We start from the raw sequence: 12,094 nt of genomic DNA, 5'->3' as shown, positions 1-12,094 counted from the left end.
ACCGCCGAAGCGCTACCCGCAGCGCGGGCGGTGATGGATCCGTTCCACGTATTGCGCTTGGCGGCGGAGGAGCTCACCGTGTGCCGGCAACGGATCCAGCAGGCCACCTGTGGGCATCGCGGTCGAGTCGGGGACCCGCTGTACGGGATCCGGCGGATCCTGCTCACCCGCACCGACCTGCTCACCGACAAGCAGAAGGACAAACTCGCCACCGCACTCGACGGTGACGATGCACACCTGCCGGTGGAAGTGACCGCGTGGTGCTACCAGGACCTGATCGCCGCCTACGCCGACACCAACAAGCGCGCCGGGAAGCTGGCGATGTTCAAGTGCCTCAAACGGATCCGAGCCGGTCTACCCGCAGGGTTGGAGGAGTTGGCACAACTCGGCCGCAGTCTGTGGAAACGCCGTAGTGAGATCCTCGCCTACTTCGATGTCGGGGTGTCGAACGGTCCGGTGGAGGCGATCAACGGCCGTCTCGAGCATCTTCGTGGCATCGCGCTCGGGTTCCGGAAATCTCGACCACTACATCTTGCGGTCGTTGATCCACTCCGGACAGCTTCAGGAGCGAATCAACGCACTCTGAAACGAGAAGAGCCGATAAACCGAGTCGCCAATCGCGGTCGCCGACGGTCCGGAAAAGCCGCTGCGGGTCGACAGGTATATGCGTGTCGTGCCGTCGGGCCCGAGAAATTCGTCGTTGATTCCGTTGATGTATCGAGGCCCGATGCGGTTGTAGAGATCGGACGCGTGAATCTTCGAATGCAGGTACGCACCGGTGACCCCATACATATTTGCACGTGGTGTAGACCCAGTTCGGTTCACAGGCAATTAGCCCGGTCGGCGCTTGTTCGAACTGTGACGCCATTACCTCCATCATCGACGTGTATGAGTACGAGTAACTCTTACGAGAGTTCAGCACGAACTTCAGCGCGCCTGGCTCGCTGAATTGTAAGTCGCGATTGATGCGCTCGTAGGCACCCAGGTTGGTCGACAGCCATTCTGACAGCATGATGTTCTGTTTGATGACTGGATCGGAATCTATACTCAGATTCCCCCAGAGGTTTTCCCAGAACCAATACTTCCATACCAGAGGTTGTTGATGCTTCCTGATTAGGGCCCGCTGTGCTTCGCTCACGTACCCTCGGAATGCGGGCATGCGGGTATATTGCAGCGACTGCAACGAACGCATGTATCCCGTCATCGCGTAGCGAACCGCAGACTCGCGGAATTGGTCGACGAGTTCGTAATTCGACCAGTCGTTGGACTCTTGCAGGCCGATATCGACAATGCGCCGGGTCATGGCCAACTCGGCTGCGTCGAGTTCCTCGGCCACCCGAATCTCAGGTGAATCGTCGCCTCGTAGGGGCAGAGCTACGGTCGACAAGTACCCGTTCACGGCTTTGCCTTTGGCCTGCTGTTCCCGCAGTAGCGCCTGTCGGCGCTTTCGTTCCACGGCGTACAGCGCTGTGCTGGCCAAGGCTGCAACGGCCGGCACAGCAGGCAGGGTACGGCTCTCGGGCTTTGCGGTGATTCCAGCATGAGCTGCGGTGCCCAACCACGCGATTGGCGGGGCGACATTCACTCTGCCGCGAAGAACCTGGTGGCGTTGGTGCGGGCCGGTGCGCTGTTCCACAAGGGCAAGCACCTCGAACGCCCCGTCGAGATCACCCCGGACCCGTCACCGGACACGCCGGTATCCGAGGTCGCCTGACACACCCCGATCCACAGGATTTGACGATTCCTCAATTCTCTTCGGTGTCGAACGCCAGGACCTGCGAATCGGCGCGTTGTCAAACGACTTGAAAAAGGATACTTTTCTTCGAGTCGCTCAAAGTGCGACCGAAGTCGCTCGGTGTGCCCCGAGCTCCGAGGAGGTGGAGAGCGATGTGACGAGCAAGTCCTTGAACGGTATGTGCATCCTGGATCCGACTCACTGCCGATCAGGGCCGGAAACCATCGCGGTGTTAACCGCGTTCGGTGGCAGATGCGATCAAAGTCGGGGCTGTCCAGCGACTGACAGGCACACCTGCGCGCATCAGCCGGACTTCGGATGCTGCCGGGTCTTGCAGTGCGGGATTGGACTGGCGAATGCCGACGCTTCGACATTTCGCAGACCGAAGCGTTGACCGCCTTTGTCGGTGGTTCGACCCTGACCGGTGCGGAACCGTCGGGACCTGAGTACTTGGATCATCGGAACTTAGCTCGTCGATCGCTGTGCTGTGGCGCACGTCATTCAAAAATAAGTATACTAACTGTCGTGAAGTGGATCGCGTTCAGCATCGTTGGCGGAAGCATCTAGCAGACCGTTGTGAGGGGCGATCCGACATCGAGGACATTTGGAGAACGTGTGGAGGCGGGAGCTTTGGTCGAAGTGTGTGCAATCGACCAGGCGGCCGACCGATCCAATGCAAATGCCGGTGCCGACACTCGTGAGTGGACACAACGTCACGGCAATTACGATCGGAGAACGTGCGACGACCTATATGCCTCGTGCCCCTGACATCCACCTGAAAAAGTTGAACTGCAACACCGATCCGGTACAACTCGAAAGCGGACAAATGCCATCTGTCGATACAAAAACCCAAACCGACACGGGCGAAGCAACCCGGAGTGAAATAACCGCTCGCGCCGCGCTGCTTCTTAGTCCCGAACGCAACGAACTGACCCTAGCTGAGATCGTTTTGGACAGTCCGAACAAAGACGAAGTTCTGATAGGTGTTCGAGCTTCCAGTCTGTGCCACAGCGACTGGAATTTCGTCGAGGTGGATTACGGAAGGCCGTATCCAGAACTCCTCGGCCATGAGTTCTCGGGGGTGGTCGAAGCTGTCGGGTCGGATGTTGTCGGTGTGGCGGTGGGGGACCACGTCGTAGCCTGCCCGATCTCGGCGTGCGGGCGCTGCGAAAGGTGCGTCGAGGGTGACAGGATCGCGTGTCGCCATCCCGAGCAGTCTGTGCGCGGGCCCCAGCAGAGTCCGCGGGTCACGCATGGCGATACGCCAGTCTGGACGCTCTCGGGTTTGGGTGGTTTTGCCACACGTGCACTCGTGCACCAGAGTCAGGTGGTGACGGTCGATCCATCACTGCCTTTCGACCGGGCAGCAGTTCTCGGTTGTGCGGTTGCGACAGGTGCCGGGGCAGTCATACGTAGTGCCGAAGTGCAACCCCGAGACACAGTTATCGTGTTCGGTGCCGGCGGTGTCGGCCTGGCTGCAGTCCAGGCGGCGGCTCTCGTCGGCGCACGAAAGGTGATCGTGGTCGACGTAACCGATGAAAAGCTGGAGTTTGCACGCCGATTCGGAGCCACTCACGTCGTCAACGCAATCGAACAGAACGTCGAAGAGGTCGTCTCCGCGATAACCAACGGGTTCGGGGTCGACCATGCATTCGAGGTGACCGGGCTGCCGAAGCCGCTCGAACAGGCTTACGGTGTCCTCGGTCGAGGAGGCACCGTATACCTGGTCGGCATGCAGCGGTTGGGCAGTTCGTTCGACCTGCCGTCCAGTGATCTGCGCAGCGAGCGCGCGGTCCGGGCGGTCATGGCGGGCTCGAGTAACTTTGCGACTGACATCCCATACTACGCGGAACTCTACCTGCAAGGTCGATTCAACCTCGATGACCTTATCCAAAAACACATTTCGCTCGAGGACATCAACGCAGGGTACGCCGAATTGCTTGCCGGGTCGGTTGCAGGGCGCACGGTGATCATCATGTAGGCCTGCGTTAGCCTCGGGCTCTCGTACGTCCAGTTGAACAGGAGGTCTTTATAGATCGGTTTGTTCGTAACTCGACTTTCGCAGTTCGGGGACTCGGTGACCGTTCGCGGAGGTCGTCTGTGACTGCTGATACCTGTGTTTCTCATGAGGTCGTCGGCGTGTCTGCGTGATCTTGGTCCGACCATTTCGATCAGAACCGGATCTGGCTCGCCCTGGTCACCCTCGCCGTCGAGGTCACCGCATGGATGCAGATGCTCGCTTTCGCCGATCATGATGCGAAAAGATGGGAGCCGAAACGACTACGACTGCGGCTGTTCTCGATCGCCGGCCGCATCGCCCGCCACGCACGAAAAGTGCATCTGCGGCTGTCCACCCACGCACCCTGGATCGAGGTGCTGATCACCGCGTTGGCCCGTCTCAACGCGATCCCCGACCCTCTCTGACCAGTACCAATCCGACTGCCGAGACGAAAGGAAATCAACTTTCGGGGCCCTGGACCCCGACGACCACCCGACCGCGTCGGGCGACCGCGCGTTGCCGAGCACCGAATCCATGCCCGAAACACCCAACCCGAAACTGATCAGAGCGACACGTCAGACGCATGCAAGATCGAGGTTAGCGCAGGATCGGCTGGGCACTGGAAGCTCAACCTGAACTGCTCACCGGCGCTGGCTATCTCGCTCCCGTTCGGGCGATCGTTCCGTTGATCGAGGCCCTTCACGCCGCGGACGTCGCCGGGATCGTCCGACCGGCATGCCCCCGCTGCCACCGGGTCGTCCGGATCGACAAACCCCTCGACGGACAACGCGTCTGCCGCACCTGCATCGCCCACAGCCGTGTCGAAGAATGCACACGCTGCGGTGCGAACCGCGAGCCCGCGACACGAGACGAACAGGGCCGGCCACTCTGCCCGAACTGCCTGGTCGCCGACCCTGACAACCTCGAAGTCTGCCTCAACTGCGGGCGCCGCCGGCCAGTCAGCACCCGCACGCCGGACGGCCCCATCTGCGTAACCTGCCCGCCCCTCCCGACTGCTGTGTGTTCGATCTGCGGCGACGAAAAGCCCTGCGGCACCTCCCGAACCACCGGACGACCGTGGTGTCCTGCCTGCCAGAATCGCACGGCACTGTGTTGTTCCTGCGGCCGGACCGCGGCCATCGTCTCAGGCACCCTGGACCAGCCACGCTGCGAGGACTGCACCACCCTCGCCGTCTGGCATGACTGCCCGACCTGCAGCGACCCCGCGCACCCGCATCCCGGGCAGTGCGGCCGATGCGTGATCCACCAGGGCCTCAACGAAATCCTGGGCCCGCCTTCGGCGTCTCTGCATCCCGGGCTGCAAGCGCTGCGGAACAACATCGCGACCGCCGAGCACCCGATCACCGCGATGCGATGGCTGAGGAAGAAGTCCGTTGCGCCCGTCCTGGCCGACCTCGCCGCCGGTCGGCGGGCGCTGACTCACGAAGCTCTGGACGAACTGCCCGACAGCCAGGCTCTCGCTCACCTGCGGCAGGTTCCCGTCGGTGTCGGCGCCCTGTCCGAACGTGACGAGCACATGATCCGCGCTGAGCAGCTGGTCGGCCGCGTGGTGGCCGCCCAGTCGGATCCCGAACAGCGCAGCGTGCTGCACCGCTACACAACCTGGCAGCTCGTCCGCCGATTGCGGCTGCGCAACAACGGCGCCCTCACCACGATCCAGCAGTTCAACTCGGTCCGGCAACGCATCTACGGAGCCGTCGCCTTCCTCGACTGGCTGACCGATCACCAGCTCGCCCTCGACACCTGTCAGCAAGCCGACCTCGACCAATGGCTCACCGACGACACCGCGGTCAACCGCGGCTCCGCCGGGCACGTCATACGCTGGGCCCACAAGAACAAGTTGATCAGCGTCCGCATCCCCGCCCGCCGCTGGATGGGCCCCACCCGGCCGCTCGATGACCAACACCGGTGGGACATCGCGCGGCGGCTGCTGCATGACGACACGATCAAGGCCGAAGACCGGCTCGCGGGCCTGCTCGTGCTTGTCTACGCCCAAACCTCGGCAGCAATCTCGCGGATGACCATCGTCGACCTCGAGGTCAGCAATGACGCCGTCCGGCTGCACCTGGGCTCCTCACCCATCTGTCTTCCCCACCCTGTCGACGAGCTTGCACAAGCGGTCGCCGCAAAACGCAAGGGTCACGCGACAATCGGTGCATTGACACCATCGCTCTGGCTGTTCCCGGGCGGGCAGCCCGGCCGGCCCATCAGCACCGGTGCCCTCGTCCAGCGACTGCACAAGCTCGGCATCCGGCCCGGCGCCGACCGCAGCACCGCCCTGTTTCAGCTCGTCACCGAGATCGCCGCTGCGATCCTGGCCCGCACCCTCGGCATTCACACCGATGTCGCCGTCGCATGGCAGCGACTGTCAGCCGGTGACTGGACCAACTACGCCGCCGAGATCAGCCGACGATCATCGAGAGGATGAGGCATTCGGACAGTTTGAATATCCGACGTCACCGTTATTCGCCACTGACGACATGATGCGCCACGCCATCGACGCAGCCACCCCCGCCATCGACACCGCCGCGCCCGACAGCCTGACCGACGAGAAACTCCGAGCCCTCTACAGCCTTCGCTGACCCCTCAACGTTAAGCCGAGGAATCAGTAACACGCCTCAATCCGCACAACACAACTCGCCGTTTCTCGGCTTAATCCAGACCCCGCTATAATCGCCGTGAAAGACTTCGCCACGAACGTCACCGCCGCGGGTGCGCACCGCCATCTCGATCGCGTCCGGTACGAATTCGGTGCGCATGTGGTCGGCGATGGACCAGCCCCACCACGCGCCGCGAGCAGATGTCGATCACCTTGGCCAGAAACAACCACGACCTGTTTCGCCGAAGGCGCCAGATTCGCCTGCCGGGCGCAGGTATCCTCCGGTGTGGACGGTGAACACGTTCGACTGACGCCTTGCCTATGCGTGATCGGCCCGCTCGGTCAGGACGCCGCCGACAGGTAGGCGTGCTCGACGTCGTCGATCCGGGCGAGTAGTTCGTCGCGAGTTCCCTCGATTACGACCTGCCCTTGCCGCATCACGTAGCCCCGGTCGCACAGGTGCAGGGCGCGCCGGACCTGCTGCTCCACGATCAGCACGGCGACACCGTGGTCGGCGGCGTCACGCAGCACCTTCATCAGCCGGTCGACGATCAGCGGCGCGAGGCCGAGCGATAGTTCGTCGGCGGCGATCACACTCGGATTCGTGGCAAGAGCGCGGGCCAGCGCGACCATTTGCTGCTCGCCTCCGGACAGTAGACCGACTCTGCGGTTGAGCAGCGGCTTCAGCTCGGGCATGAAGTCAACGGCACGGTCGACGCCGCCTGCGCCGAGCTTCAAGTTCTCTTCGACGGTCATTGTCATGAGGACGCACCGCTCTTCGGTGATGTACGCGAACCCGTCCCGCGAGCGTTGCGACAGGGCGCCCTGCGCCGGTTGCCCATTGAGAAGGACCTCGCCGCTCACGGGAGGCAGTCCGCCGGCCAGTCCCAGTAGCGTCGTCGACTTCCCCGCGCCGTTTGCGCCGACAAGCACCACGATCTCGCCGGGGTCGACGCTGATGTCGACGTCGCGAACGACGGGCAGACTGCCGTAGGCCAGGACCAGTCCGCGTGCCTCGAGCGCATGTGAACCCGTGCTGTTCGGGATGGCGTCGCTTCGGTGCTGCGGCCCGGATGAGAACAAACCATGCATGTGAGCTCCTTGAGTAGGGTCGTCGATCGTCGACCAGGAGTTAGAGGATACCTAATATCGGCCGCTTGGGGGCACTACTCGCCTGCGGGGGTGCCCTCGGGTGTTTGCGAAAAATTGGTCGAATCTGCAGCGTGCAAGCGATAGGTGTGAGGAGGGTGGCATGCTGCTCGTGGGCTTCGGCGGGAGGCTCTGGGCGAGTTCCTCCGAACCGTTACTCAAGAAACGCCTAGAAAAGAGTGTACGAAATAGCTTGTAGGGGGCGCGTCGGATTGGTACTGTCAACCCGGCGAAACAGTGTGTTGGCCGTCACATAGGTGGATCGACGAAGGAGTGGTCACAGGAATGCGTAAGTTTTGGATCCGGGTGATGATCGTCGTGGCCGCCGTCGCGATGGGGGTCTCGGCCTGCGCCGCAGACGACGGGACTTCTGGCTCGGGCGTCAAGGTCTATGGAATTCTGACGACTCAGTCGTCGTCGTTCGGTTTCCCGGAAATGGCTGACGCCATGCAGGCGCGGGTCGACGCGGTCAACGCAGCAGGCGGTGTCAAGGGGCAGAAGATCGACCTGACGATCTGTAACGATCAAGGCGATGTGAATATCGCGGCGCAGTGCGCGCAGAAGGCGGTAACCGATCACGCCGTCGCCGTTACAGGCGGCCTTACGTTTCAGACAGCAGCGATCATCGGCGTCCTGGACCGTGCAGGCATCCCATACATCGGCGTCAATCCGAGCACCCCGACCGACTACACCAGTAAGAGCGTGTTCAACATCGGCGGCGGTAGTCCGGTTGCGTACCCGGCGCTCGGTCAGGCGTTGGCGGAGAAGTTCCACTGCCGGAAGATCGACACCATTGCGACGATGACACCGACGGGACAGTCGAACGCCACACTCGTCGCCAGCGGCGCAGGCAATTCAGCAGGTAAGACGTTCAGCACTCCGGCTGTGACGACAGACTTCGCGCCGGTGGTCGACTCGGTCGTGTCCGATGGCGCGGACTGCGTCACCCTCCTCATGGGACCGCAACTGGCGGTGAAGGCGATTCCGGTGCTCAGGCAGTCCAGTTCGACCATCCGCATCGGTGCTAACGCCTCCGGGATCTCGCCCAGCATGATCAAAGACCTCGGCGACAGCGTCAACGGCACCGTGCTGGTCGACAGCTTCTTCCCGGTCAGTAGTGACGCGCCCGGTGTGGTCGCGTTCAACGAGGAGATGAAGCAGTACAAGCCGTCAACGGAGATCAACACCCTGACCCTGCAGGGCTGGTCGAGTGCGAGCCTGTTGGTGAAGGTTCTGGAGGGGCTCGATGGTGCGCCGACGGCAGAATCGGTGACCGCTGCGCTCAACGCGATGGGGCCGGTGGATCTGGGCACGACGAATCCAGAGCTGTCTTTCAAGTCGCCGCTCGACTCGAAGACGTACCCGCGGATCGTCAATACGAAGTACGCGGTCGAAGAGGTCAGGGACGGGAAGTCGACTCTCGTGTCGCCGGACTGGTCCGATGTGCACGACCGGCTGATCGCACAGTAGTCACCGTGCATGACTCAAGAAATGCAAGAGGCTGATTCACATGACTGAGATCATTCAATTCGGCATCCTTGGCATCTCGGCGGGCGTGATGTTGGCGCTCTCGGCCGTCGGTGTCGTCGTGGTCTACCGCGGGTCGCGCGTGCTCAACCTGGCCCACGGTTCCATCGGTGCAGTCGGCACATTCACGTATTGGCAGGTCTCCGTCGGGTGGGGTGCTCCCTACGTCGTTGGACTGCTGTCGGGTATTGCGATGTCGGCAGCCGTCGGCCTGTTGGTCTATGGCGCGGTGATCCGCCCGATGGGCAATGCATCCGTCGTGTCCCGCGTGGTCGGCACGCTCGCCGTAGTGGTTGTCCTGCAAGCAGGCATGCAGCTTCTGTACGGATCGAATCTGCGGACGGTCCCCTCCGAGCTCCCGCGCGGGACGTGGACGATCGGCGATATTCGGATCGGGCAGGATCGCCTGATCCTGATCGCCATCGCATTGATCCTGTTCGCCGCCCTCGCCGTCTTCTATCGGCGTTCGGCGTTTGGGCGCGAGACGAACGCTGTCGCCGAGAACGTCGTAGTCGCGGCGATCCTCGGGATCAGGGTGGGGCGGGTCGCCGCCATCAACTGGGCTCTAGGGTCGGCGCTGTCGGGCCTGTCGGGAATCCTGCTCGCGCCAATCATCGGTGTCCAGATCGCCGTCCTGACGCAGTCGTTGGTCGCCGCACTCGCCGCAGCCCTGCTCGGTCGCCTGACGTCCTTCTCGCTCACCTTGCTCGGCGGCGTCGTGATCGGTATCGCCCAGGCCGAGGTGACCCGGTACGTCTCAACACCGGGATGGGCGGCGGCGATCCCCTTGATCGTTCTTGTGGTGGTGATGTCGTTCCGGTCCGACGGGGTGCAACTGCGTTCGGCACTACGCGAGCGCAAGGCAAACGTCGGCAGCGGCAGAATCCGCTGGAAGCCCGTCGGCGCCGTGGCCGTCGTCGTTCTTGTGTTGATCTGGGCAGTCGCGAGCGTCAAGTATGTGAACGCCATGTCGGTGCTGTTCGCGGTGGCTGTCATCCTGCTCAGCTGTGTGGTGGTGACTGGGTACGCGGGACAGATCTCGGTCGCGCAGTTCACTCTTGCGGGGATCGGTGCGGTAATCGCCGGCCGCCTCGTCTGTGGTTCGCTGGGGCTGAACATGATCTGGGCGATGGTGATCGCCGCGGTCATCATGTTCCCCGTCGGCATCTTGATCGGTCTGCCGGCTCTTCGATCGCGCGGCGTGAACCTTGCCATCATGACGATGAGCGTTGCCTTGACCGTCCAAGAAGTACTGTTCCTCAACAACTCGTGGACAAAGGGCTCGGTCGACGCGATGTTCACGCCACCGCCGCCGAGCATCTTCGGCTGGAAGTTCGACGCGTTCGAGAACCCTCGCGGATATGCGACCGTCGCACTGGTGGTGCTCTTCGCCTGCGCCCTGTTCGTCGCTGCTCTACGTCGGAGCAGGTTCGGTCGCCAACTGTTGGCGCTCCGCTCCAACGAACGCGCGGCATCGGCAGTGGGAATCAACGTCGCGAGCCGAAAACTGCTCGCCTTCGGAGCAGGCTCGTCACTGGCCGCCATCGGTGGTGTGGTTCTGGTGTTCCAGCAGTTCGTCCTGACCTATGACTCGGGATTCGACGTGTTCTCGTCGATCAACGGCCTGGTCTACACGACGCTCGGTGGCATCGGATACATCTTCGGCCCGATCATCGGTGCGCTCGCGGCACCGGGCAGTGTCGTCGGAACGATCTTCTCGTCCGCGGGTGACAAGGCGACTCTGTGGGTGGCGTTCATCGGCGGAATCATGACGATTCATATGCTGATCGTCGCGCCGGACGGTGCGTTCAAACTGAACGCCGATCTGGTCAAACGGCTCACTCGGAGATTTCGCCAGGATCCCGATCCCGACCTGGCAGGCGTGTTTCCACCGGCTCGTGAGGTGTCGCCGCTGACCGGCCACCGGTTAGACGTCGAAGGCCTGGTCGTCAAGTTCGGTGGCGTCACGGCGGTGGACGGGGTGAACCTGACGGTGGAGTCGGGGCGGATCACGGGACTGCTCGGGCCGAACGGTGCGGGTAAATCGACGGTGATCGACGCGGTGACCGGATACGTGAGCCCGCAGTCGGGGACCGTGTCTCTCGACGGCCGGAAGCTGAACAGCGAGAGCGTGCACCGTCGGGTGAAGTCGGGCCTGGGTCGTACCTTCCAAAGCCTCGAGCTGTTCGACGAAATGACCGTCGAGGACAACATCCGGACGGCCGCCGAGGTATACCGGTCCGCCGTCAAGGGGCTGTTGGGGCGCGGGGGCGACGACCCGGTGTACGAGCGCGCGGCGGCAGTTGTCGAGGCGTTCGAGTTGACCGACGATCTGCACCGTCACCCGACGGAGCTCCCATACGGTCGGCGTCGCCTCGTCGCGATCGCCCGGGCGATCGCCGGGGCGCAGACCATCCTGTGTCTGGATGAACCCGCAGCGGGATTGGGGAGCGTGGAGGCACGCGAGCTCGGTACGATGCTGAAAAAGATCGCGATGGAGTGGGGCGTTGGTGTTCTATTGGTGGAGCACAACGTGGAGCTGATGATGGAAGTCTGCGACACCATTACTGCCATCGAGTTCGGGAAGCATCTCGCGACTGGCACGCCGCAGGAGATCAGACAGCATCCCGACGTGGTGCGCGCGTACCTGGGCGAGGCGACCGAGTCCGAGACCGACGACGCTCGGTTGACCGAGTCGAGTAGTCTGTAGCGATTGCCGTTCGAAGTTCTGGACCCCGCCAAGTCTGCCGACTCGGCGGGGTCCAGATCATTTCGGCCGTTCCCATTTCGGGCTGTCACCACGACCGGCTGCGCGGCTGCTCGGTTGCGGCGTCGAGATCGAGCAGGCGGGTGGGCAGCACATGTTCGAGGCGTCGCGACTGGAAGCGCCAGCCGTCGGGGGTCCGGGCGAACTCGTCGCGATAGCGGCTATCTCGGCACCATCACCGGTGTGGAACCAGCCGCCGTCGAGGGCGGCCGCCGTCTCCTCCGGCTGTTCCCAATATCCCGTGAACACGACGTTGGACCGTGCGAGCAGTTCGCTCGCAGCACCGGTCTGCGGATC

General features: G+C 62.9%; 8 protein-coding genes and 3 pseudogenes. 7 read left to right on the top strand and 4 right to left on the bottom strand.

From position 1 onward, the window contains the following. Nucleotides 1–586 (top strand): annotated as a pseudogene (locus P3H15_RS51095) (transposase); the annotation flags it as partial. A 222-nt stretch (nucleotides 587–808) separates the two neighbouring features. On the opposite strand, the pseudogene P3H15_RS51090 reads toward P3H15_RS51095, so the two are convergent. Further along, nucleotides 809–1,204: pseudogene (locus tag P3H15_RS51090) on the bottom strand (hypothetical protein); the annotation flags it as partial. A 336-nt stretch (nucleotides 1,205–1,540) separates the two neighbouring features. On the opposite strand from P3H15_RS51090, the gene P3H15_RS51085 reads away from it, so the two are divergent. From P3H15_RS51085 to P3H15_RS51070, 4 genes and pseudogenes are all read left to right on the top strand, one after another. Further along, the gene (locus P3H15_RS51085) at nucleotides 1,541–1,714 is read left to right on the top strand and encodes a hypothetical protein (RefSeq protein WP_276144336.1); all 174 of its coding nucleotides are present in this window, start codon (nucleotides 1,541–1,543) and stop codon (nucleotides 1,712–1,714) included. 718 nt (nucleotides 1,715–2,432) lie between these two features. Then, a complete protein-coding gene (locus P3H15_RS51080; protein ID WP_276144334.1) occupies nucleotides 2,433–3,716 on the top strand; it encodes a zinc-binding dehydrogenase in 1,284 nt (427 codons plus the stop codon). Between the two features lie 182 nt (nucleotides 3,717–3,898). After that, nucleotides 3,899–4,159 (top strand): annotated as a pseudogene (locus P3H15_RS51075) (transposase); the annotation flags it as partial. Between the two features lie 833 nt (nucleotides 4,160–4,992). Then, on the top strand, nucleotides 4,993–6,183 hold the full coding sequence (locus P3H15_RS51070; protein WP_276144333.1) for a hypothetical protein: 1,191 nt from the start codon (nucleotides 4,993–4,995) through the stop codon (nucleotides 6,181–6,183). A 190-nt stretch (nucleotides 6,184–6,373) separates the two neighbouring features. Here P3H15_RS51070 and P3H15_RS51065 read toward each other — a convergent pair whose 3' ends face one another. Both P3H15_RS51065 and P3H15_RS51060 read right to left on the bottom strand, forming a co-directional pair. After that, entirely contained in the window at nucleotides 6,374–6,514 is a 141-nt protein-coding gene (locus tag P3H15_RS51065) for a hypothetical protein (protein ID WP_276144335.1), read from the bottom strand. Between the two features lie 182 nt (nucleotides 6,515–6,696). Continuing rightward, nucleotides 6,697–7,446, bottom strand: a complete 750-nt coding sequence (locus tag P3H15_RS51060; protein ID WP_276144332.1) for an ABC transporter ATP-binding protein — start codon at nucleotides 7,444–7,446, stop codon at nucleotides 6,697–6,699. Between the two features lie 375 nt (nucleotides 7,447–7,821). Here P3H15_RS51060 and P3H15_RS51055 point away from each other — a divergent pair, with 375 nt between their 5' ends. Beyond that, nucleotides 7,822–8,973: an ABC transporter substrate-binding protein gene (locus P3H15_RS51055; RefSeq protein ID WP_276144331.1), complete on the top strand. Its 1,152-nt coding sequence runs from the start codon at nucleotides 7,822–7,824 to the stop codon at nucleotides 8,971–8,973. Between the two features lie 40 nt (nucleotides 8,974–9,013). After that, on the top strand, nucleotides 9,014–11,740 hold the full coding sequence (locus P3H15_RS51050; protein WP_276144330.1) for a branched-chain amino acid ABC transporter permease/ATP-binding protein: 2,727 nt from the start codon (nucleotides 9,014–9,016) through the stop codon (nucleotides 11,738–11,740). Between the two features lie 57 nt (nucleotides 11,741–11,797). On the opposite strand, the gene P3H15_RS51045 is transcribed toward P3H15_RS51050, so the two are convergent. Continuing rightward, the coding region (locus tag P3H15_RS51045) for an AMP-binding protein (RefSeq protein WP_276144329.1) at nucleotides 11,798–12,094 on the bottom strand (297 nt) is incomplete at its 5' end.

Source organism: Rhodococcus sp. T2V (assembly GCF_029269925.1).
Classification (GTDB): domain Bacteria; phylum Actinomycetota; class Actinomycetes; order Mycobacteriales; family Mycobacteriaceae; genus Rhodococcus_F; species Rhodococcus_F koreensis.
This window is presented reverse-complemented; position numbering and strand designations above follow the sequence as displayed.